Source organism: Pseudomonas sp. B1(2018), from assembly GCF_003097365.1.
Lineage (GTDB): Bacteria > Pseudomonadota > Gammaproteobacteria > Pseudomonadales > Pseudomonadaceae > Aquipseudomonas > Aquipseudomonas laurylsulfatiphila.
Genome location: NZ_PYUK01000013.1, coordinates 26018 through 49260, shown reverse-complemented (window position 1 = coordinate 49260; position 23243 = coordinate 26018). Strand labels below are relative to the sequence as shown.

Sequence of the window (23243 nt, the reverse complement as noted above, 5' to 3'; positions counted from 1 at the left end):
GTCAGGGATAGCAAAAAGATCGCAGCCTGCGGCAGCTCCTACAGGTATGCACAAAACCCATGTAGGAGCTGCCGCAGGCTGCGATCTTTTGATCTTTGAATCCAGTTACAGGTCGCCATAACCCAGCGAACGCAGCGCACGCTCGTCATCGGACCAGCCGCCCTTAACCTTGACCCACAGGTTGAGCATGATCTTGGAGTCGAACAGCAGCTCCATGTCCTTGCGCGCTTCGGTGCCGATACGCTTGATGCGCTCGCCCTTGTCGCCAATGATGATTTTCTTCTGGCCATCGCGCTCGACGAGGATCAAGGCATGGATGTGCAGGGTCTTGCCCTGCTGCTTGAACTCTTCGATTTCAACGGTGATCTGATATGGCAGCTCGGCGCCCATCTGGCGCATGATTTTCTCGCGCACAAGCTCCGCGGCGAGGAAACGGCTGCTGCGGTCGGTGATCTGGTCTTCCGGGAAGAAGTGATCGTTTTCCGGCAAGTGCTCGGCAATCACCCGCTCCAGTGCATCGAGGTTGTGCCCGTGTTGCGCGGAAATCGGGATGATCTGCGCATTCGGCAGCTGCTCCTGCAACCAGCTCAGGTGCGGCATCAGCTCGGCCTTGTCTTCGATGCGATCGGTCTTGTTCAGGGCCACGATCAGCGGGCCGGTCACGTACTGGACGCGCTCGAGTACCATCTGGTCCTCTTCGGTCCACTTGGTGCGGTCGACCACGAAGATCACCACGTCGACGTCTTTCAACGCTGCCGAAGCGGTCTTGTTCATGTAGCGGTTCAGGGCCTTCTCGCCACCCTTGTGCATACCGGGGGTGTCGACGTAGATCGCCTGCACGTCGCCCTCGGTCTTGATACCGAGCATGTTGTGACGGGTGGTTTGCGGCTTGCGCGAGGTGATCGCCAGCTTCTGACCCAGGATGTGGTTCAGCAGCGTGGACTTGCCCACGTTCGGACGGCCGACGATGGCAACATAGCCACAGCGCGTTGCGTTTGTATCAGTCATTGCCATTCTCCACACCCAGGGCAATCAGTGCTGCGGCGGCCGCTACCTGTTCGGCAATACGACGGCTCACACCCTGACCTCGGCTTTTTTCATTCAGTAAGATGATTTCGCATTCGACGAAGAACGTCCGGCAATGCGGCTCACCCTGGATATCCACCACTTCGTAACGCGGCAGCTCACAACCACGGGACTGCAGGAACTCCTGCAGGCGGGTCTTCGGATCTTTGTTGGTGTCGACCAGCGTCAGGCCTTCGAACTCTCCGGCCAGCCAGGCGAGCACACGCTCGCGGGCCACTTCCATGCCGGCATCGAGGTAGATCGCACCGATCAGCGCTTCCAGGGCATCGGCCAGAATCGACTCGCGACGGAAACCGCCGCTTTTCAGCTCGCCCGAGCCCAGGCGCAGGTACTCGCCCAGATCGAAACCACGGGCCAGTACGGCCAGGGTCTCACCTTTCACCAGGCGTGCGCGCAAACGCGACAACTGGCCTTCGCGGGCCAGCGGGAAACGCTCAAACAACGCCTCACCGGCGACGAAGTTGAGGATGGCGTCACCGAGGAATTCCAGGCGCTCGTTGTTACGCCCGGCAAAACTGCGGTGGGTCAGGGCCAGGACCATCAGTTCCTGATCCTTGAAGGTGTAGCCGAGCTGACGCTCTAGACGGCTTAAGGAGACGCTCACGGTTTACCCACGCTGAGTTCGTGGTTCGATTGCACTGCCATCGCCGTGAGGCGGCGCAGGCTTGGGACAATTAACGCTGTGTTCAAAAATAACGTCCTGAATATCATTGGCTTCATGCTTTTTCCGTCACCTTCTTCAGGTTCCAGAAATGCATTCGGCGCTGTGTTCAACAGCGCCGTGTTTGATTACTTGATCAGGCCAACCCGCGAGAAATTCGGCAGGTGACTGAGTTTGGGTTCCGGCCAGCTCATCCAGACCGCGAAGGCCTTGCCGACGATATTCTTGTCGGGAACCATGCCCAGCAGATCCTTGGGAATGCTCGGATCATCCCAGTAGCGACTGTCGTTCGAGTTGTCGCGGTTGTCGCCCATCATGAAGTAGTGCCCGGCCGGCACGGTCCACGAATGGTCCGGCATGGCGCGGTAGCGACTCATCTCTTTACGGATCATGTGCTCGGCGGCACCGAGTTTTTCCTTGTAGAGCTCGGCGCTGCCCAGCGTGCCCGGCTCGGAGCCCACCAGTTGCTCGGCAATCGATTGACCGTTGACGAACAGACGCTTGTCCGCAGTGTAGCGAACCGTGTCGCCCGGCAAGCCAACCACACGCTTGATGTAGTTGACGTTCGGATCGCTCGGGTAGCGGAATACCATCACATCGCCGCGCTGCGGATCACCGACTTCGATGACTTTCTTGTCGATCACCGGCAAGCGGATCCCGTAGGAAAACTTGCTCACCAGGATGAAGTCGCCGACTTCCAGGGTTGGCTTCATCGAACCGGAAGGAATCTGGAACGGTTCCACCAGGAACGAACGCAGCACCAGCACGATGAACAACACCGGGAAGAACGACTTGCCGTATTCGACCAGCAGCGGCTCTTTGTTCAGCTTCTCGACCACGACCATGTCAGGCTGGCTGACGCTGCCCTGATAGGAAGCGATGGCGGCACGCCGACGCGGGGCCAGGATCAACAGATCGAGCAACGCCAACAGGCCGCAGACAAATACGGCGATGACCAGCAACAGCGGGAAATTTAGTGACATAGGACCTAACTATCCAACCTGAGCACTGCAAGGAAGGCTTCCTGTGGAATTTCCACGTTGCCGACCTGCTTCATGCGTTTCTTACCGGCCTTTTGCTTTTCCAGCAGCTTTTTCTTACGGCTGACGTCACCACCGTAGCATTTGGCCAATACGTTCTTTCTGAGCGCCTTGACGGTTGTCCGCGCCACAATCTGCCCGCCAATGGCGGCCTGGATTGCCACGTCGAACATCTGCCGCGGAATCAGATCCTTCATCTTCTCGGTCAACTGGCGACCTTTGTAGTGCGAATTGTCACGGTGCACGATCAGCGCCAGGGCGTCGACCTTGTCACCGTTGATCAGCACGTCCAGTTTCACCAGGCTGGCCGATTGGTAACGATCGAAATGGTAGTCCAGAGAAGCATAGCCGCGACTGGTGGATTTCAGACGATCGAAGAAGTCCAGCACCACTTCGTTCATCGGCAAGTCGTAGGTCACTTGTACCTGAGAGCCGAGGAACAGCATGTCGACCTGTACACCGCGTTTTTCGATGCACAGGGTAATGACGTTGCCCAGGTGCTCTTGCGGCACAAGAATATTGGCTCGCACGATCGGCTCGCGCATGTCTTCGATCGCAGACAGGTCCGGCAGTTTCGACGGGTTATCGACGTAGATCGTCTCGCCGGTCTTGAGCAGCAGCTCGAAGATTACCGTCGGCGCCGTGGTGATCAGGTCCAGGTTGTACTCGCGCTCCAGGCGCTCCTGGATGATTTCCATGTGCAGCATGCCGAGGAAGCCGCAACGGAAGCCGAAGCCCAGGGCGTCGGAGCTTTCCGGCGTGTATTGCAGCGACGAATCGTTGAGGGTGAGCTTTTGCAGCGCCTCGCGGAAGTCTTCGAAGTCGTCGGAGCTGACTGGGAACAGGCCGGCGTACACCTGCGGCTGAATGCGCTTGAAGCCTGGCAGCACGTCGACGTCCGGCGTCGAGCTCAAGGTCAGGGTATCGCCCACTGGCGCACCGTGAATGTCCTTGATGCTGGCAATGATGAAGCCCACTTCGCCGGCCTTCAGGTCAACGGTCGGGGTGTGTTTCGGGTTGAATACACCGACGCTGTCCACCAGGTGGATCTTGCCGGTGGACTTGACCAGGATCTTGTCGCCCTTCTTCACGCGGCCGTGGCGCACGCGCACCAGGGAGACAACGCCCAGGTAGTTGTCGAACCAGGAGTCGATGATCAACGCTTGCAGCGGATCTTCGATGTTGCCGGTCGGCGCGGGGATGGTGGTCACCAGGCGCTCGAGCACTTCATCGACGCCCAGACCGGTCTTGGCAGAGCAAGTGACCGCGTCGGTGGCATCGATGCCGATGATTTTTTCGATTTCTTCCTTGACGCGCTCAGGATCGGCCTGTGGCAGGTCGATCTTGTTCAGCACCGGCATCACTTCCAGGCCCTGCTCGATCGCCGTGTAGCAGTTGGCAACCGACTGCGCTTCAACGCCCTGACCGGCGTCGACCACCAGCAGCGCGCCTTCACAGGCCGCCAGCGAACGGCTGACTTCGTAGGTGAAGTCGACGTGGCCGGGGGTGTCAATGAAGTTCAGCTGGTAGTTGATACCGTCTTTGGCTTTGTAATACAGAGTAACGCTGTGCGCCTTGATGGTGATCCCGCGCTCGCGCTCGAGGTCCATGGAGTCCAGGACCTGGGCTTCCATTTCGCGCTCGGCCAGGCCGCCACACATCTGGATGAAGCGATCGGCCAGCGTCGACTTGCCATGGTCAATGTGGGCGATGATGGAGAAATTGCGGATATGACTCAAATCACTCACGGATCAACACTCAAAAAGGCTGCAGGCATAGCCCGCCGAAAAATAGCCGGGAATTGTACCTGATCCACGGCACAAGCGTCACGTTCGCAGGTCAGACGGCACCTACAAAAACGCCCCGGTCTTGCGACAAGGGCGTTTTTTATCGTCAAAGCGCTCGGAAAAAGCCCGCCATCAACCGGCCCGGCGCAACAGCCAGAGCCCGGCCACGGCACAAATACCCGCCGGCACCAGCACCGAAAGCAAGGGTGGGAAGCCGAACACCTGGCTCGAAGGGCCCAGCAGATCCTGAACGATGCGGAAGGTGAAGCCCACCAGCACACCGGTGAACACCCGTTGCCCCAGGGTTACCGACCGCAGCGGACCAAAGATGAAGGAAATCGCCATCAACACCAGTGCGGCGGTCACCAGCGGTTGCAACACCTTGACCCAAAATGCCAGCCAGTAACGGCTGTTGTTCAACCCCTGGTCCGCCAGGTAGTGGATATAACCCCACAGACCGCTGATCGACAGCGACTCTGGCACCATGACCACGGTGCTCAGCAATTGCGGACTCAAGGCCACGCCCCAACGCTCGACCGGGGTCGACACCACTTCAGTGCTGCGTTCGTGGAACACCGTGGTCGTGACGTCCGTCAACTGCCAGTGATCCGTGTCGAACTCGGCGCGCTTGGCGAAGCTCGCCGACAGCATGTGTCGCTCGTTGTCGAAACGGTAGCGGGTCACGCCGTACAGAATGCCGTTAGGTTGCACCGAGTTGACGTGAATGAACTCATCGCCCTGGCGGTGCCACAAACCGTGCTTGGCGCTTTGTGCATCGCCGCTGCCCTGGGCCAGCGAGCGATTGGCCTGCGCGGTGGTTTCAGCGGGCGGAGCGACGTACTCGCCGATCAGCAAACCGGCCAGCATCAATACCAGCATCGGCTTCATGACCGCCCAGACGATCCGGCCGATCGACACACCGGCGGCGCGCATGATCGTCAATTCACTGTTGCTGGCCAGAGTGCCCAGGCCGATCAGGCAACCGATCAGCGCGGCCATCGGCAGCATTTCGTACATCCGGCGCGGCGCGGTCAACAACACATAACTCAGCGCATCGACCAGGGTGTAGGTGTCGCTGACTTCACTCATCTCGTCGATGAAGGCAAACAGCGTCGCCAGACCAAGAATGATCCCGAGCACCGCCAGAATCGCCATGAACACACTGCTACCAATGTAGCGATCCAGCTTAACCACGGGCCACCTCCAGCGCGCTGCGGCGACTCGCCCTCATCAAGCGCAAGGGTTCCCAATAGAGCAGGCCCAGGCCAATGGCCAGGAAAATCCCGTGCACCCACCACAAGCCCAACACTGCAGGAATCTTGCCCTTGTCGAGGGCACCACGGGCGGCAATCAGAATGGTCAGGTAAGCCATATAGAGAAGAATCGCCGGCAGCAATTTGAGGAATCGACCCTGACGCGGGTTGACCCGCGACAGTGGCACCGCCATCAAGGTGACGATGAACACCAGCAATGGCAGCGAGATGCGCCATTGCAATTCGGCACGCATGCGAATGTCTTCACTGCCGATCAACGTACTGGTCGGCATCGCATCGCGGTCGGTGACTTCGTCGCTGACTTCCGGTTTTGGCAGCAACACACCGTATTCGTCGTACTTGATCGCCCGGTAGTCGGCCTGACCCGGACTGCCGTCATAGCGATAGCCGTTGTCCAGGATCAGGTAGCGGTTGCCGTCCGGTCGAATTTCCTGACGCCCCTTTTCCGCCACCAGCACTGAAATTCCGCGATCCTTGTTGTTGGAACTGATGTTCTTCTGCGAGATGAACACGCCACCCAGGTTCACGCGATCATCCGACATGCGCTCGGTATAGGTGACCCGGGTGCCGTCACGCAGGGACTGGAAGCGCCCCGGCTCCAGGGTATCGAATTCGGTGAGGGCATCCTGCTTGTTCAGCAGCAGCTGAAACTGATTGGCCCCCTGTGGCGCCAGGCTCAGGCTCAGCCACGCGACGACGAGTGCAACCAGGGTGGCCGGAAACATCGTCATCCAGACCAACCGCTGCTGGCTCATGCCGGTGGCCGAGAGCACGGTCATTTCGCTTTCGAGGTACATCCGCCCGTAGGACAACAGGATCCCGAGAAACAGCCCCAGCGGCAGGATCAGCTGGAGGAACCCCGGCATGCGAAAGCCCATGATCAGGAACAGCGAGCCCGGATCCAGCAGGCCCGAGGCGGCCTGGGCGAGGTATTTGATGAAGCGACCGCTCATGATGATGACCAGCAGCACGGCGCTGACGGCGCTCAAGGTCAACAGGACTTCGCGGGACAGATAACGGAAGACGATCAAACCAGACACTCCAGGGTTGTCAGGCTAAGGCGGCCAAACAAGCAAACGTATCGGACAGCCCGCAAGACAGAGCCGCCGAAAAAAAGATGGCGCATTATCCTGTGATTGGGTGCGCCTGTCACTGCGCAATGCATTGGGGTGCAGGGTGTAGGGGTGAGCTTGCTCCGGGCGGCGTTCCGACGATGGTCGTCAATGATAACGCGGGGAGCCTGAAGCCCCGCGGTGGTCTCGGGTTCTTCGCGAGCAGGCTCGCTCCTACAACAGGGCCGTCAATTCCATGAAGATCGTACAACCGAGGGTTGTCAGCCGCCGGTAGCGAGGTTCAAACTGCGGCCTTTGTCGCCGGTCGATCCTGGCGCCTTTCTTTATATAAGCAATCGACGCACATAAGGTGTCGGGCGCATGCGTGATAACCATCAATTCAGGGACCCGGACATGGAACTGGTTGTAAAAAGCGTCAACCCGGAAACGTTGAAGACCGCCACTCTCGTGGTCTCCGTCGGCGAAGGCCGCAAGCTCGGCGCCGTTGCCAAGCAACTCGACGAACTGAGCGGCGGCGCGATCAGCGCAGTGCTCAAGCGCGGCGACCTGGCCGGCAAGGTTGGCCAGAGCCTGTTGTTGCACAGTCTGCCGAACCTCAAGGCCGAGCGCGTGCTGCTGGTGGGCGTTGGCAAGGACGACGAGCTGGGTGACCGCCCGTTCCGCAAGATCATCGCCGGTATTCTCAATACCCTGAAGGGCCTGGGCGGCAGCGACGCGGTACTGGCCCTCGACGAAATCGTGGTCAAAGGCCGCGACAGCTATGGCAAGACCCGCCTGCTGGCCGAAACCCTGGTGGACGGCGAATACAGCTTCGAGCAGTTCAAGAGCCAGAAAGCCGAACCCCGCGCCCTGAAGAAAATCACCCTGCTGACCATCAAGGCCGCCCAGGCTGAAGTGCAGCGCGCCGTGACCCACGCCACCGCCATCGCCAACGGCATGGCCTTCACCCGCAACCTGGGCAACCTGCCGCCGAACATCTGCCACCCGACTTTCCTCGGTGAGCAGGCGAAAGACCTGGGCAAGGAATTCAAGGATCTGAAAGTCGAAGTCCTCGACGAGAAGAAGATCAAGGCGCTGGGCATGGGTTCGTTCTACGCCGTAGGCCAGGGCAGTGCCCAGCCGCCACGCCTGATCGTCATGCAATACAACGGCGGCAAGAAATCCGAGAAGCCGTATGCGCTGGTCGGTAAAGGCATCACCTTCGACACCGGCGGCATCAGCCTCAAGCCAGGCGCCGGCATGGATGAAATGAAGTACGACATGGGCGGTGCCGCCAGCGTGTTCGGCACCCTGCGTGCCGTGCTGGAACTGAAGCTGCCGATCAACCTGGTGTGCATCCTGGCCTGTGCCGAGAACATGCCGAGCGGCAACGCTTCGCGCCCTGGCGACATCGTCACCACCATGAGCGGCCAGACCGTCGAAATCCTCAACACCGACGCCGAAGGCCGCCTGGTGCTGTGCGACGCCCTGACCTACTCCGAGCGTTTCAAGCCACAAGCCGTGATCGACATCGCGACCCTGACAGGCGCCTGCATCGTTGCGCTGGGCTCCCACACCTCGGGCCTGCTGGGCAACAATGACGAACTGATCGGCCAACTGCTGAGCGCCGGCAAGGCTGCCGACGACCGCGCCTGGCAACTGCCGCTGTTCGATGAGTATCAGGAACAGCTGGACAGCCCGTTCGCCGACATCGCCAACATTGGCGGCCCGAAAGCCGGCACCATCACCGCTGCCTGCTTCCTGTCGCGCTTCACCAAGAACCTGAACTGGGCGCACCTGGACATCGCCGGCACCGCCTGGACCAGCGGCGGCAAGGACAAGGGCGCCACTGGCCGTCCGGTTCCGTTGCTGACCCAATACCTGCTGGACCGCGCCAAAGCCTGAAACCAATGACCCTGGGGGGCATTGCTTTCGGGCAGTGCCCCCCAGGGATCAGGAACCGCAATGACCAAAGTCGACTTCTATATCCTGCCCAGCGCCGATCCTTCGGCACGCCTGGATTTCGCCTGCAAGCTCACCGAAAAGGCCTGGCGCATGGGGCACCGTGTCTACCTGCATTGCAGCGACGCCGCCCAACGCAACGATCTCGACGCACGCCTCTGGACGTTCAAGGGTGAAAGCTTCGTGCCCCACGGCCCCGCCGAAAACGAACCGGATGGCCTGATTGTCCTGGGTCTGGGTGACGATTGCGGTCAGCATCAGGACTTGCTGGTCAATCTCGACCTGAAAGTCCCGGCCTTCGCCCAGCGTTTCGCCCGCGTGGCGGAAGTGGTGGTGGAAGACCCGACGATTCGCCAGGCCGCGCGGGAGAGTTTCCGTTTCTACCGCGAACAGGGCTATCCTCTGCAAGATCACCGTTTACAGCGACTCTGAGCCTTCCAATGGACACTCCAAAACCGCTGCAACAGTCCGCGCACCTGCTGGACGACCTTGAGTCGATCCGCCAATTGCTCGGCGATGACAACCTGCAACCGCCCCTGCTGACCGATACGGTCGAGGAAGGCGATCAGGAACAGATTCCCATGTTGTTCGACGCTGTCAGCGAGCCTTCGCCACCCATCGAACCGACACCCCCTGCCCCGATCGTAGAACCGGTCATAGCGGCTGCGCCGGCGCCTGCCGTCAGCAAGAACCCGGATGACCTGTTGCACCTGGACAGCGAACTTCGCGCCGCCGCGCAGTTGATCATGCAAGACGTGATCGACGATTTCGCCCCGCACATCGAGACCGAAATCAAACGCCGCCTCAGCGCACGACTGGAGCGGTTGTTGAGCCAGTACAACGACTGAACAACTTGCGGCGAGGGCTCTTCTGTGGGAGCGAGCTTGCTCGCGATAGCGGTCGAACAGACACATCAATGTTGAATGTGACGCCCTCATCGCGAGCAAGCTCGCTCCCACAAAAAGCCCCCGCCACAGGTTGAATCTTCAGGTGCTGAGATAGCGCCCGATCAACGCAATCCCACTGGCCAGCACCAGCCACGTCACCAGGCGCACGAACGCCTCGCGAGACATCCGTATAGTCAGGCGCCGCCCGATCCACAACCCCAGCACCATCGCCGGCAAGAGACACACAGCCAGCACCAGCAACGGCAAATCGGCATACACCCCGGCAATAGCAAACAGACTCAAACGGACCACCGTGCTGCAACTGATCAGCGCACTCTGGGTCGCCCTTGCCGCATCTTTCGGCAACCGACTGTTCAGATAGATCGCATAGAGAAAGCCGCCGCTGCCAAACAACGCGCCAAACATCCCACCCACCGCGCCCATCGGCAGAGCCCACACGGCAGACAATTGCGTCGGGCGGGTTTTGACCCACAGGCTGTAGATCGCATAGGCGCTGATAAACAGCCCCATCAACAGCAACAACAGATCGGACTTGAGGTTCAGCAGGAAAATCACCCCCAGCGTGCAGCCCACCGCCATGCAAGGTAACAGCCGCAACAGCTCCGGCCGGGCGACATCCCGCCGCGAAGGCAACAGGTTGCCGAATGCCGCGACAAAATCGAGCAACACCAGCAACGGCACGATCTTGGACAGCGGCATGAACAGAATCAGAATCGGCCCCGCCACCAGCGCGGTGCCGAACCCGGCGATACCGAACACAATGTAGGCCAGGGCGATTCCCGCGCCGATGACCAGCCAGTCCATGGCGCTGAAAGGCCATTGGTTCAACAACGTCAATACGCTCATTGCAGCGTTCCCCTACTTTAAGTTCGCTGACTTTAGCCATCGCTGAGCGTTGCGACTAATATCATCAAAGCCATTAACCCATCTCAAAAAGGCATGCCTTGTGCTTTCAACCCGGCAACTGCGTTACTTCGTTGAAATCGCTGAATGCGGCAGCTTCAGCGCCGCAGCCGAGCGCCTGTTCATCGCCCAATCGGCCCTGAGCCGGCAAATCAAGGACATGGAAGTCCACCTGCAAACCCCACTTTTCGAACGTACTGCGCGGCGGCCCCAGCTCACTCCAGCGGGTGAGGCTTTCTTACCCCGCGCCAAAAACCTGTTGAGCGAGCTGATCAAAGCCAGCGAGACGGCCACCAGGATCGGCAAAGGTCAGCACGGCACCTTACGTTTGAGCCATTCCAGCACTGTGCCCATGAGCGGCCGACTGCTGCGCAGCGTCGGCCGTTATCTCGAACATAATCCCGGCGTGTCCATGGACATCGCTCAGTTGTCTTCCGAGGCGCAGCTGCAAGAGTTGGCAGACGGCCGACTGGACATCGGCCTATTGCGCCTGCCAGTGCTCCGTCAGTGTGAAGAGGTGCAAATCGACCCGCTCTACGACGAACCTTTGCTGGTGGCAGTCCCGCCCGATCACTGGCTGGCCAGGGACAAATCCGGGCGGCAGATCAACCTGGGGCAGCTACGCGACGAAGCGTTTATTTCCATCCCTCACCCCCAGCGAGGTGGTCTTAGCTACCTTTCTGCCGAGTTGTGCATGCGCCAAGGCTTCTTTCCCAAAGCAGCTCGGGTAATTTCGCGTAAGACCACGCAACTGCAACTGATCCAGGCGGGATTTGGTATCGCACTCTTGCCGGAATCGATGCAAGACATTGCGCCACCCAACGTTCATTTCCTGCCTTTGGCAGACCCCGGCAGCCATAGCTGCGTCGCTCTTGCGTACCGCAAACACCCCACAGCACTGGTTCAACAGTTCCTCGAGCATTTGGTGATATAGGGGTCGTGCATTCACTTGAAGAATGCCTTTAAACTGCGCCCCATGATTAAAGATCCCTTTGCAAGACTCGGCCTGGACCGCGAAGTCCTGACCGTCAGCCAGCTCAACGGCCGCGCGCGGGTGTTGCTCGAAGACGTGTTCAGCAATATCTGGGTAGAGGGCGAAATCTCCAACCTTGCCCGCCCGGCGTCCGGCCACGTGTATTTCACCCTCAAGGACAGCGGCGCCCAGGTGCGTTGCGCGCTGTTCCGGCAGAACGCGGCACGGGTTCGCCAGGCCTTGAAGGACGGGCTGGCGGTCAAGGTGCGCGGCAAGGTCTCGTTGTTCGAGGGGCGCGGTGATTATCAACTGATCCTCGACACCGTGGAACCGGCCGGCGATGGCGCCTTGCGCCTGGCCTTCGATGCACTCAAGGAAAAGCTCAGCGCCGAAGGCCTGTTCAGTGCCGAGCGCAAGGTCCCGCTACCGGCGCATCCGCAACGCATCGGCATCATCAGTTCGCCCACCGGGGCGGTGATCCGCGACATCATCAGCGTGTTCCGCCGTCGCGCACCGCAGGTGCAGTTGACGCTGATCCCCACTGCCGTACAGGGCCGCGAAGCCACCGCACAGATTGTCCGCGCGCTGAAACTGGCGGATGCCCGCGGTTTCGACGCCCTGATCCTGGCCCGGGGCGGCGGTTCGCTGGAAGACCTCTGGTGTTTCAACGAAGAAGCCGTGGCCCGCGCCGTGGACGCTTGCGTGACGCCGATTGTCAGCGCGGTCGGCCATGAAACCGACGTGTCGATCAGCGACTTCGTGGCCGATGTTCGCGCGCCCACCCCTTCCGCTGCCGCCGAATTGCTGGCACCGGACTCCAGTGACCTGGTGCGTCGGGTCGAGAGCCTGCACCGCCGGCTGGTGATGCGCATGCGTGACCGCTTGATGCGCGACCGCCTGCGCCTGGAAGGTATCTCTCGCCGCCTGCGCCATCCCGGCGAGCGCCTGCGCCAGCAAGCGCAACGCCTGGATGACCTGGACATGCGCATGCGCCGCGCGTTCGAGCGTAGCCTCAACACCCGTCGCGAACGCTTGATCCGCCTGGAAACCCGCCTGGCCGCACAACATCCGGGCCGGCAACTGGCAATGTTACGCCAGCGCCTCGACAGCCTGGCCGAACGCCTGCCGCGCGCCATCCGCGAAGGGCTGAAGAACCGTCGCCTGCAATTGCATAGCCAGATGCAGACCCTGCATGTGGTCAGCCCGCTGGCGACCCTCGGCCGTGGCTACAGCATCCTGCTGGACGAGCGCGGCAATGCGATCCGCAACGCCGCGCAAACCCACACCGGCCAGCGCCTGAAGGCCAAGCTGGGCGAAGGCGAACTGCAAGTGCGGGTCGAAGACAACCACCTGACGCCTGTCACCCTTTCTTTACTGGACTGATCCATGCCGCGTTTCCTGGCTCCATTGCTGTTGCTGCTCCTGACCTTCAACGCCCACGCCGACAGCTATATCACCCGCCTGTTGAACAAACCGGTGCCGGGCGGCGTGGCGGTGGTGGATCTGGGCCCGTCCGCCCAGGCGCCAAAAGCCAGTTATCAAGGCAAACCCGTACTGGTCGTGAAGGAGCAGAACAACTGGCTGGCCATCGTTGGCGTGCCGCTGACGGTCAAGCCGGGGGCCCAATCGATCAGCAGCGGTGGTCGCAATCTGAACTTTACGGTTGGCAACAAGAAATACCCGGAACAGCGCATCACCCTGAAGAACACCCAGCAGGTCAATCCGGACCCGGAAAATCTCAAGCGCATCGAGCGTGAACTGGCCGAGCAGATTGCCGCTTACCGCACGTTCAGCCCCAATACGCCAAGCAACCTGCTGCTGGACAAACCGGTGAACGGGCCGCTGTCGAGCAAGTTCGGCGTGCGCCGTTTCTTCAACGGTGAGGAGCGTAATCCTCATTCGGGGCTGGATTTCGCGGTGGGCGCCGGCACGCCGATCAAGACCCCGGCCGCGGGCAAGGTGATCCTGATCGGCAACTACTTCTTCAATGGCAATACGGTGTTCGTCGACCATGGTCAGGGCTTTATCAGCATGTTCTGCCATATGTCGAAAATCGACGTTAAGGTGGGGCAGCAACTGGCCCGGGGTGGTGTGGTTGGCAAGGTCGGGGCGACTGGTCGGGCGACCGGACCGCATATGCACTGGAACGTCAGCCTGAACGATGCGCGGGTGGATCCGGCCATTTTCATTGGTGCGTTTCAACCTTGATTATTGCGTAAGGCAGCTGACGCCATCGCGAGCAAGCTCGCTCCCACAGTGTCCGTGTTCACGCAGATCCAATGTGGGAGCGAGCTTGCTCGCGATGGCAATTTCACAGGCACCGAAAGTCGTCCAGCCATGCCCCACACCAATTGCGCACCGCCTGAACCTCGCGCAAAAAACAAGATCATCGCAACCATTTGAAGCAATAAAATCTCGATAAATACCCGCCCACGAGTATTCCTCTCAATTTTTTTCGACTGCTTGCCATCCTTTCCCCCCGCGGTTAGGGTTGAAGGCATGAAAACCTCTCACACCCTCATTCAGCTCCGCCAGCACAGCAGCCTGTGCCTTGTCAGTGCACGACTGCCGGGCTGAATCGTGGTGCCTCGTCCCAAGCGTCAATCCAAGAACTTTTGATCCACCGGCAGGCCGCCTTTTTTCGGCCCACACAATAAGGATTTCCCGATGAGCATGCTCAAAGACCCGTCTTCGAAATACCGCGCGTTCCCGACCATCGACATTCCGGACCGCACCTGGCCATCGAAAACCATCACCGCCGCGCCGATCTGGTGCAGTTCCGACCTGCGCGACGGCAACCAGTCGCTGATCGAGCCGATGGACGCCGTCAAGAAGCTGCGCTTCTGGAAAACCCTGGTGCAGGTCGGCGTGAAGGAAATCGAAGCATCGTTCCCGGCCGCCTCGCAAACCGACTTCGACTTCGTTCGCACCCTGATCGAAGGCAACCACATCCCGGACGACACCACCATTCAGGTGCTGACCCAGGGCCGTGAAGACCTGATCGAGCGTACCTTTGAATCCCTGCGCGGCGCGAAGAAAGCCATCGTTCACCTGTACAACGCGACCTCCCCTTCCTTCCGCCGCATTGTCTTCAACCAGGACAAGGACGGGATCAAGGCCATCGCCGTGAACGCCGCCAAGCTGTTCGTCAAATACGCAGCCATGCAGCCGGACACCGAGTGGACCTTCGAATACTCGCCGGAGACCTTCAGCGCCACCGAACTGGAGTTCGCCAAGGAAGTCTGCGACGCGGTCATCGAAGTCTGGAACCCGACGCCTGAGCACAAGATGATCCTCAACCTGCCGGCCACCGTCGAATGCGCGACCCCGAACATCTATGCCGACCAGATCGAATGGTTCGGCCGCCACATCAACCGTCGTGACAGCGTGATCATCAGCCTGCACACCCACAACGACCGTGGCACCGGCGTTGCCGCCACCGAACTGGGCCTGATGGCCGGCGCCGACCGCGTCGAAGGCTGCCTGTTCGGCAACGGCGAGCGTACCGGCAACGTCGACCTGGTGACCGTGGCCCTGAACCTCTACACCCAGGGTGTGAACCCTGAGCTGGACTTCTCCGACATCGACGGCGTGCGCAAAGTCGTCGAAGAGTGCAACCAGATCCAGGTGCACCCGCGTCACCCGTACGTCGGCGACCTGGTGCACACCGCATTCTCCGGCTCGCACCAGGATGCGATCCGCAAGGGCTTTGCCCAGCAGAAACCGGACGAGTTGTGGGAAGTGCCGTACCTGCCGATCGACCCGGCTGACATCGGCCGTAGCTACGAGGCGGTCATCCGCGTCAACAGCCAGTCGGGCAAGGGTGGCATCGCCTACCTCCTGGAGCAGGAATACGGCATCAGCCTGCCACGTCGCATGCAGATCGAATTCAGCCAGGTCGTGCAGCGTGAAACCGACCGCCTGGGCCTTGAGATGACCGCCCAGCAAATCCACGCGCTGCTGCACAGCGAGTACTTGCAGGCCAACACCCCGTACGCGCTGGTCAGCCATCGCCTGCAGGAAGAAAACGGTCATAGCGCCGTCGAAGTGGAAGTGGCCAGCAAGGGCCAGGGCGAGACCAACCTGCACTGGCGCGGCAAGGGCAACGGCGCCCTGGAGGCGCTGGTGGCCGGTCTGCCGATCCCGGTGGAGATCATGGACTACAACGAACACGCCATTGGCGCGGGCACTAATGCCAAGGCCGCGGCCTACATTGAACTGCGCGTGAACGGCGAACGTGCGGTGCACGGCGTCGGCATCGATGAAAACATCACCACCGCCAGCTTCAAGGCCCTGTTCAGCGCGCTGAACCGATCGCTGAGCCAGCCGGAAGCGAAAGCGGCGTAAGACTTTGCTGCAATGCAAAAGGCCCCGGGGTGAGAATCTCGGGGCCTTTTTGTTTGCCTGCCATTTTTGAGGCGCCTGTCAGGGCCCCTTCGCGGGCAAGCCCGCTCCCACAGGGACCGCGTAATTCCATGAGAATGCGATCAATGTGGGAGCGGGCTTGCCCGCGAAGGGGCCGGGTCAGACAGAGAAGATTTCAAGTGAACTCGAAGGTATCGGCATCCAGATTCGCCGGAAACCGTGTGCGATAAGCTTGAAGGTCTGCAGCATTCAGAACGACCTGAAACACTCCATCCGCTTCCCCTGCACTAAGCAACGTCTCGCCCTGGAAATCCAGCACCTGGCTGTCACCGGTATAGGCAAAGCCTTTGCCATCGGTGCCAACGCGATTGACTGCCGCCACATAGCACAGGTTCTCGATCGCTCGCGCCGGCAACAGGCGGTTCCAATGCTGACGCCGCGCACCCGGCCAGTTCGCGGTGTACAGCAGAAGATCCGTGTCCTGAGCGTCACGACTCCACACCGGGAAGCGCAAGTCGTAGCAAATCAGCGGCCGCACGCGCCAGCCCTTTAACTCGAACTGCACCTGACGCTCGCCCGGGGTGTAGTGGTTATGCTCACCGGCCATGCGGAACAGGTGACGCTTGTCGTAATGCAACACCTCGCCATCCGGGCGTGCCCACAACAGGCGATTGCGATGGCTGCCGTCGGCGGCCTGGATGATCACGCTGCCGGTAATCACGGCATCAAGTCTTGCCGCCTGAACCCGCAGCCACTTGCTGGTGGGGCCGTTCTCCGATTCTGCGAGGGTCTCGGACTCCATGGAAAAACCGGTGGTGAACATCTCCGGCAGAATGATCAGGTCAGCGCCGCGAGCCTGCTCCAGCAATGGCTCGAAATGCTCCAGGTTGGCCTGACGGTCGTGCCAGGCCAGGGATGTCTGGATCAGCGCCACGGTCAGGTTCGGCAATGCACTCAGATCACGCATAGTTTTTCCGCCGCTTCACGCAGGGTCTCCTCACGCTTGGCAAAGCACAACCGCACCAGGCGCTGTCCTTCAGGCGGTGTCTGGTAGAACACCGAGATCGGGATACTGGCCACACCATGCTCGCGCGTCATCCACAGGGCCATCTCGACATCATTGAGGTCCGGGCGGATCTGCGAGTAATCGACCAACTGGAAATAGGTGCCGGAAACCCGAGTGAAACTGAAACGCGACGGCGCCAGCAGATCGCAGAACAGATCACGCTTGGCCTGATAGAAGTCCGGCAGCTCTTCGACATGCTCCGGGTGTTCGGCCATGAAATCGGCCAAGGCGTATTGCAGCGGAGTCACCCCGCAGAAATTGACGTACTGGTGCACCTTGCGCAATTCCGCCGTCAGGGCCGGCGGCGCGACCACGTAGCCGGTTTTCCAGCCGGTGACGTGGTAGGTCTTGCCGAACGAGCTGACCACGAAAGCACGCTGATACAGCTCTTCATGGGCCAGCACGCTGACATGGGGCACCCCGTCGTACACCAGGTGTTCGTAGACTTCGTCGCTGATCAGATAGATGTCGCGATCGCGGATCAAGGCGGCCAACTGATCGAGTTCGGCACGACTGATCAATGCGCCACTGGGGTTGTGCGGGGAGTTGAGAATGATCATCCGCGTGCGCGGGCTCAGTGCCTGGGCAAGCTTCTCGAAGTCGATACTGAAATCGTTCAAGCCCAGCTGTACATGCACGCAACGACCGCCGGCCAGCTCTACCGAGGGCTCGTAGCTGTCGTAGGCCGGGTCAAACACGATGACTTCGTCGCCGCTGTGGATAACCGCCTGAATGGCACAGAAAATCGCTTCGGTCGCGCCTGGGGTGACCGTCACTTCAGTATCCGCATCCACTTGCGTGCCATAGCTGCGGGCGACTTTCACCGCAATCTGCTGACGCAACACCGGCAACCCGGTCATCGGCGAATACTGGTTATGGCCACTGGCGATATGCCGGCCGACCGCATCGCACAGGGCCTGCGGAGCCGCGAAATCGGGAAAGCCCTGGGACAGATTGAGCGCGCCGGTCTGTGCCGCGAGCTGAGACATCTGCGTGAAGATGGTGATGCCGACATTCGGCAGCTTGCTGGTGATCATCGGTGGTTCCCTGCTCTACACCCGGCTCTACGGCGGCGCGGGGGAGTCCGAGGATAGCCCAAACGGCAGGCATGAAAAAGGGCGCCTTAAAGACGCCCTTTTTCAATTGATCAACACCGTACCTTGTGGCGAGCGGGCTTGCCCGCGTTGGGTCGCGAAGCGACCCCAATCCTGCATTCTCGGTGTGTCTGGCAGACCGCACGTACAGGTATTGCGGCTGCTGCGCAACCGAACGGGGGCAAGCCCCCTCGCCACAACAAGCCCCCACACAAGACAGTGTGAGGGCTTGGACTCAGCGCTTGTCGCGGCGCTTCTTGTCGGCTTTCTTGTGGTGCGACATCAAACGACGCTTCTTGTTGACCTGACGGTCGGTGAGCGTGTTCTTGTTGCCTTCGTACGGGTTCTCGCCGCCCTTGAACTCGATGCGGATCGGCGTACCGACCAGCTTCAGGACACGGCGGTAAGTGTTTTCCAGGTAGCGCACGTAGGACTTCGGCACCTTCTCGATCTGGTTGCCGTGGATCACGATGATTGGCGGGTTTGCACCACCGAGGTGGGCATAACGCAGCTTGATCCGGCGGCTGTTGACCATCGGCGGCTGGTGCTCGCTGACCGCGTCTTCGAGGATCTGGGTCAGGCGGCTGGTCGGCCAACGGGTAACCGCGGACTTGAACGAGTTCTGTACCGACGCGTAGAGGTTGCCCACGCCAGTGCCGTGCAAGGCCGAGATGAAGTGGATATCGGCGTAGTCAACGAAGAACAGCCGACGTTGCAGCTCGACCTTCACGAAGTCGCGCTCGCTCGGCGTCATGCCGTCCCACTTGTTGATCGCGATGACCAGCGCACGACCCGATTCAATGGCGAAGCCCAGCAGGTTGAGGTCGTGATCGACCACGCCTTCGCGGGCGTCCATCACGAAGATCACCACGTTGGCGTCTTTGATCGCCTGCAGGGTTTTGACCACGGAGAACTTTTCGACTTCTTCGTGAATCTTGCCGCGCTTGCGCACACCGGCGGTGTCGATCAGCGTGTACTTCTCGTCGTTACGCTCGAACGGGATGTAGATACTGTCGCGGGTGGTGCCAGGCTGGTCGTAGACGATGACCCGGTCTTCACCGAGCATGCGGTTGACCAGGGTCGACTTGCCGACGTTCGGACGGCCGATGATCGCGATCTTGATCCCGTCTTTTTCGCTTGGGCCAGGAATGCGCTTGGCTTCCTCGCCTTCGGCGACGACTTCTTCCTCTTCGCCTTCCTGCGGCTCGTCTTCGTCACGCGGGAATTCACTCAGTGCCGCTTCCAGCAACTGGGTGATACCACGGCCGTGGGCACCGGCGATCGGGATCGCATGGCCCATGCCCAACGGGGCGAATTCGGCGCGAGCCATTTCCGGGTCGATGTTGTCGACCTTGTTGGCAACCACGTGGGAACGCTTGTTACGTTTGCGCAAATGCTCGGCGATCATCTGGTCGGCGGCGGTAAAACCGGCCTTGGCATCTACCAGGAACAGAACGACATCGGCTTCTTCGATGGCCAGCAGCGACTGCTCGGCCATCTTTTCGTCCATACCGTGCTCGTCACCGGAGATACCGCCGGTGTCGATCAGAATGTAGGAACGCCCTTGCCATTTGGCCTCACCGTACTGGCGATCACGGGTCAGACCGGACAAGTCGCCGACGATGGCGTCACGAGTCCTGGTCAGGCGGTTGAACAAGGTGGACTTGCCGACGTTCGGTCGGCCCACCAGGGCGATTACGGGAACCATGCGGCTCTCCACTTCGTTATTTCAGAAAATACAAAAGCCGCTGCGAGGCAGCGGCTGGTGCTCGGGGCAATCACGTTGTCATTTGTAGGAGCGAGCTTGCTCGCGAAAAACGCCAAGACACCGCGTTTATTCAGGCCGCCAACGTCATCGTTAACGTCCATCGCGAGCAAGCTCGCTCCTACAGTCCTACAAACGGTGAAGCCGCTTGGGGGTTAAAACCCAAGCATAGTCGTTACTTGATGGTCAGGGCTTCCAGTTTGCCGCTGTTGCCATACACATAAATCGTGTCACCCACCACCAGCGGACGGGCACGCAGGCCGTCGCTGTCGATGCGCTCGCGGCCGACGAATCGACCGTCCACCTGACTCAGCAGGTGCAGGTAACCTTCCAGGTCACCGACTGCAACGTAGCTGGAGAACACTTCCGGGGCCGACAGTTGACGACGGGCCAGCGAATCGTTGCTCCACAAGGCTGTGGTGGAACGCTCGTCGACGCCTTCAACGGTACCCGAAGACAGGCTTACATAAACGGTGCCAAAGCCCTGGGCGACACCGGCGTAGCTGGAAGCATCACGCTGCCAGAGCTGACGGCCGCTTTGCAGGTCCAGAGCGGCAACGCGCCCCTGATAGCTGGCGACATACAGCGTCTCGCCCGACAGCAGCAAGCCACCGTCGATATCGACCACGCGCTCCAGCTCCGAACGACCTTGCGGGATCGCTACGCGCTGTTCCCACACGGGTACGCCGTTGGAGATATCCACGGCAACCACTTTACCGGTCGACAGGCCAGCCACCGCGAGGCGGTTGGTCACGATCGGCGCGCTGGTGCCCCGCAGGGTCAGAACCGCAGGCGTGCTGTCATAGATCCAGCGACGATTACCGGTGGAGGCATCCAGGCCGATCAGGCGATCGTCCTGAGTCTGGACCACCACAACGTCACCGTTGTTGGCTGGCGGTGCCAGCACTTCGCTGGACACGCGAGCGCGCCATTTTTCTTCACCGTTGATCGCGTCCAGGGCAACGATTTCACCCTTGATCGTACCGATCGTGACCAGACCGTAACCAACGCCGACAGCACCGGAAACAGGCAGCTCGAGGTCTTTCTTCCATTTGACGTCGCCCGTGTGGCGATCCATCGCCATCAACACGCCAGTGACGTCGGCGGCATAGATGGTATCGCCATCGATGGCCGGAACCAGCATGTTGTAGGTTTCGCCCTGACCGTCACCGATCGAACGACTCCACTGCTTGTGCAGAACCACTTCTTCCTTGAAGTCGACCAGTTCGGCCGGAGGCAGTTCTTTTTTGCTGTTGCTGCTGCAACCCGCGGCCAAAATGGCCAAGGCCAGCAATGCTGCATGTTTCCAACGAATCACGTCACGCATCCCCTTTGGCCAGGTCGTCCAGCTTGATTTGCAGGCCACCGACCGCCGCTTCATCCGACAGTGCCGCCTTGGCTTTTTGATACGCCGCGCTCGCCTCGTCGGTACGCCCCAACTGCACCAGCAGGTCGCCCTTGAGTTCTTCGCGAGTGGCCAGGAATGCCTTGTCGGCATCGCCTTCGAGCAACTTCAGTGCTTCGTCGGCCTTGTTCTGCGCGCCGAGTACCTGGGCCAGACGCTGACGGGCGATTTCGCCCAGCGCCGGGTTGGCCGGTTTGGCGACGATGGCCTTGAGTTCGGTGGCGGCGTCGTCCAGCTTGCCGCTGTCGACCGCTACCTTGGCCACGAACAGGCTGCCGTACTGCGCGTAGGCGCTGCCGCCGTACTCGCTGTTGAGCTTGCCGGCCAGGTCCGAAACACGGGCCGCATCAGGCTTGCCGTCAGGTGTCAGCGTGGTCTCGAGCAATTGCTGATAGAGAATCGAGGCGCCTTGCGACTGATTGCTCTGATACTTGTGGAACGCCTGCCAGCCGAACACGATGACCAGCGCCAACAGGCCGCCAGTAACCAGGGGCTTACCGTTGCGTGACCACCATTCCTTCAATTCCGCCACATGTTCGTCTTCGGTACTCGACACCCCAATACTCCTTAATCGCTAATTCGGCTGTTTAGACAGCTTCAACCCTGCACGACGCAGGTGGCCAGGTGCGCTGCAAGCGCATCCCAGGCAATGCTTTGTTGTTCGCCCTGGCCACGCAGGGGTTTGAAACCTACCACTTGCTGGGCCATTTCGTCGTCACCGAGGATCAGCGCGTACAGCGCACCGCTCTTGTCGGCCTTCTTGAACTGGCTTTTGAAACTGCCGGCGCCGGCATTCACTTGCAGGCGCAGGTTGGGCAACTGGTCACGAACGCGCTCTGCCAGGGTCAGCCCGGCGAGTTCGGCGGCTTCACCGAAGGCGCAGAGGTAGACGTCAACCTGACGGGAGATCTCCTCCGGAATCTGCTCCAGGGTTTCCAGCAACAGCACCAGGCGTTCGATGCCCATGGCAAAGCCCACGCCAGCGGTCGGCTTGCCGCCCATTTGCTCTACCAGGCCGTCGTAACGGCCACCGGCACACACGGTGCCCTGGGCGCCGAGCTTGTCGGTGACCCATTCGAAAACGGTCTTGCTGTAGTAATCCAGCCCGCGAACCAGCTTCGGGTTGATCACGTAAGGAATGCCGGCGGCATCCAGGCGAGCCTTGAGGCCCTCGAAATGCACACGGGATTCTTCGTCGAGGTAGTCGGCCATCTTCGGCGCATCGACCAATACCGCCTGGGTGTCGGCGTTCTTGGTATCAAGAACCCGCAGCGGGTTGGTTTTCAGGCGACGCTGGCTGTCTTCGTCGAGCTTGTCCATGTGCGCCGAGAGGTATTCGACCAGCGCTTCGCGATAACGACCGCGGGATTCGCTGGTACCCAGGCTGTTGAGCTCGAGTTTTACCGCATCGCGGATGCCCAGTTCGCCCCACAGGCGCCAGGTCAGCACGATCAGTTCGGCGTCGATGTCCGGACCGTCGAGGTTGAACACTTCGACACCGATCTGGTGGAACTGGCGATAACGACCTTTCTGCGGACGCTCGTGGCGGAACATCGGGCCGATGTACCAGAGTTTCTGAACCTGGCCACCACCGGTAATGCCGTGCTCCAGCACCGCACGCACGCAGGCCGCCGTGCCTTCGGGGCGCAGGGTCAGGGAGTCGCCGTTGCGGTCGTCGAAGGTGTACATCTCTTTTTCGACGATGTCGGTCACTTCACCGATGGAGCGTTTGAACAGCTCGGTGAACTCGACGATCGGCATACGGATCTGCTTGTAACCGTAGTTATCCAGCAGGCGCGAAACGGTGCCTTCGAAATGACGCCACAGGGGGGTCTGTTCGGGCAGGATGTCGTTCATGCCACGAATGGCTTGCAGAGACTTGCTCACTTTAAATCCTTAAAT

The 23243-nt window shown here is 60.5% G+C and carries 20 protein-coding genes; 7 read left to right on the top strand and 13 right to left on the bottom strand.

From position 1 onward, the window contains the following. Nucleotides 1-105: 105 nt before the first annotated feature. From era to lptF, 6 genes are all read right to left on the bottom strand, one after another. Nucleotides 106-1008 carry a GTPase Era gene (gene era, locus C9422_RS20350; protein ID WP_007973959.1) on the bottom strand — a complete coding sequence of 301 codons (903 nt, stop codon included), beginning with the start codon at nucleotides 1006-1008 and terminating at the stop codon, nucleotides 106-108. After that, entirely contained in the window at nucleotides 1001-1690 is a 690-nt protein-coding gene (gene rnc, locus C9422_RS20345) for a ribonuclease III (protein WP_007973960.1), read from the bottom strand. The genes era and rnc overlap by 8 nt, the downstream gene beginning before the upstream one ends. Nucleotides 1691-1875: 185 nt before the next feature. Then, complete coding sequence (lepB, locus tag C9422_RS20340; protein WP_116581909.1) at nucleotides 1876-2730, bottom strand: signal peptidase I; 855 nt, start codon at nucleotides 2728-2730, stop codon at nucleotides 1876-1878. A 5-nt stretch (nucleotides 2731-2735) separates the two neighbouring features. Beyond that, entirely contained in the window at nucleotides 2736-4535 is a 1800-nt protein-coding gene (lepA, locus tag C9422_RS20335) for a translation elongation factor 4 (RefSeq protein ID WP_007973962.1), read from the bottom strand. A gap of 171 nt (nucleotides 4536-4706) precedes the next feature. Further along, nucleotides 4707-5768 carry an LPS export ABC transporter permease LptG gene (gene lptG / locus C9422_RS20330; RefSeq protein ID WP_116581908.1) on the bottom strand — a complete coding sequence of 354 codons (1062 nt, stop codon included), beginning with the start codon at nucleotides 5766-5768 and terminating at the stop codon, nucleotides 4707-4709. Next, nucleotides 5761-6879 carry an LPS export ABC transporter permease LptF gene (lptF, locus tag C9422_RS20325; RefSeq protein WP_116581907.1) on the bottom strand — a complete coding sequence of 373 codons (1119 nt, stop codon included), beginning with the start codon at nucleotides 6877-6879 and terminating at the stop codon, nucleotides 5761-5763. The genes lptG and lptF overlap by 8 nt, the downstream gene beginning before the upstream one ends. Nucleotides 6880-7314: 435 nt before the next feature. Between lptF and C9422_RS20320 the strand changes: the two genes are divergently transcribed. Genes C9422_RS20320 through C9422_RS20310 form a run of 3 tightly spaced genes read left to right on the top strand, consistent with a single transcriptional unit; the run spans nucleotide 7315 to nucleotide 9710 of the window. Continuing rightward, a complete protein-coding gene (locus C9422_RS20320) occupies nucleotides 7315-8805 on the top strand; it encodes a leucyl aminopeptidase (protein WP_033047791.1) in 1491 nt (496 codons plus the stop codon). A gap of 60 nt (nucleotides 8806-8865) precedes the next feature. Next, nucleotides 8866-9294, top strand: coding sequence for a DNA polymerase III subunit chi (locus C9422_RS20315; RefSeq protein WP_015093639.1), 429 nt, complete (start codon nucleotides 8866-8868; stop codon nucleotides 9292-9294). A gap of 8 nt (nucleotides 9295-9302) precedes the next feature. Next, nucleotides 9303-9710 carry a DNA polymerase III subunit chi gene (locus tag C9422_RS20310; RefSeq protein WP_116581906.1) on the top strand — a complete coding sequence of 136 codons (408 nt, stop codon included), beginning with the start codon at nucleotides 9303-9305 and terminating at the stop codon, nucleotides 9708-9710. Nucleotides 9711-9848: 138 nt separating this feature from the next. On the opposite strand, the gene C9422_RS20305 is transcribed toward C9422_RS20310, so the two are convergent. Then, a complete protein-coding gene (locus C9422_RS20305) occupies nucleotides 9849-10616 on the bottom strand; it encodes a sulfite exporter TauE/SafE family protein (protein ID WP_116581905.1) in 768 nt (255 codons plus the stop codon). A gap of 100 nt (nucleotides 10617-10716) precedes the next feature. Here C9422_RS20305 and C9422_RS20300 point away from each other — a divergent pair, with 100 nt between their 5' ends. The 4 genes from C9422_RS20300 to leuA all read left to right on the top strand — a co-directional run bounded on the left by C9422_RS20300 (nucleotide 10717) and on the right by leuA (nucleotide 15993). Continuing rightward, nucleotides 10717-11607, top strand: a complete 891-nt coding sequence (locus tag C9422_RS20300; RefSeq protein ID WP_116581904.1) for a LysR family transcriptional regulator — start codon at nucleotides 10717-10719, stop codon at nucleotides 11605-11607. A gap of 42 nt (nucleotides 11608-11649) precedes the next feature. Beyond that, nucleotides 11650-13029, top strand: coding sequence for an exodeoxyribonuclease VII large subunit (gene xseA, locus C9422_RS20295; protein ID WP_008053235.1), 1380 nt, complete (start codon nucleotides 11650-11652; stop codon nucleotides 13027-13029). 3 nt (nucleotides 13030-13032) lie between these two features. Further along, the gene (locus C9422_RS20290) at nucleotides 13033-13854 is read left to right on the top strand and encodes a M23 family metallopeptidase (RefSeq protein WP_102699114.1); all 822 of its coding nucleotides are present in this window, start codon (nucleotides 13033-13035) and stop codon (nucleotides 13852-13854) included. 459 nt (nucleotides 13855-14313) lie between these two features. Further along, entirely contained in the window at nucleotides 14314-15993 is a 1680-nt protein-coding gene (gene leuA / locus C9422_RS20280) for a 2-isopropylmalate synthase (protein ID WP_116581902.1), read from the top strand. A 193-nt stretch (nucleotides 15994-16186) separates the two neighbouring features. Here the strand turns inward: leuA and C9422_RS20275 are convergent, their stop codons facing one another. The 6 genes from C9422_RS20275 to hisS form a co-directional block, all read right to left on the bottom strand. Further along, on the bottom strand, nucleotides 16187-16978 hold the full coding sequence (locus C9422_RS20275) for an amidohydrolase (RefSeq protein WP_116581992.1): 792 nt from the start codon (nucleotides 16976-16978) through the stop codon (nucleotides 16187-16189). Further along, nucleotides 16966-18114: a pyridoxal phosphate-dependent aminotransferase gene (locus C9422_RS20270; RefSeq protein ID WP_116581901.1), complete on the bottom strand. Its 1149-nt coding sequence runs from the start codon at nucleotides 18112-18114 to the stop codon at nucleotides 16966-16968. The genes C9422_RS20275 and C9422_RS20270 overlap by 13 nt, the downstream gene beginning before the upstream one ends. 292 nt (nucleotides 18115-18406) lie before the next feature. Beyond that, complete coding sequence (gene der, locus C9422_RS20260) at nucleotides 18407-19879, bottom strand: ribosome biogenesis GTPase Der (protein WP_007973987.1); 1473 nt, start codon at nucleotides 19877-19879, stop codon at nucleotides 18407-18409. Nucleotides 19880-20111: 232 nt separating this feature from the next. Next, a complete protein-coding gene (gene bamB / locus C9422_RS20255; protein ID WP_104450782.1) occupies nucleotides 20112-21263 on the bottom strand; it encodes an outer membrane protein assembly factor BamB in 1152 nt (383 codons plus the stop codon). Continuing rightward, a complete protein-coding gene (locus C9422_RS20250) occupies nucleotides 21256-21897 on the bottom strand; it encodes a tetratricopeptide repeat protein (RefSeq protein ID WP_007973992.1) in 642 nt (213 codons plus the stop codon). Before C9422_RS20250 ends, bamB begins: the two co-directional genes overlap by 8 nt. 41 nt (nucleotides 21898-21938) lie before the next feature. Then, nucleotides 21939-23228: a histidine--tRNA ligase gene (hisS, locus tag C9422_RS20245; RefSeq protein ID WP_007973994.1), complete on the bottom strand. Its 1290-nt coding sequence runs from the start codon at nucleotides 23226-23228 to the stop codon at nucleotides 21939-21941. Nucleotides 23229-23243: the final 15 nt, after the last annotated feature.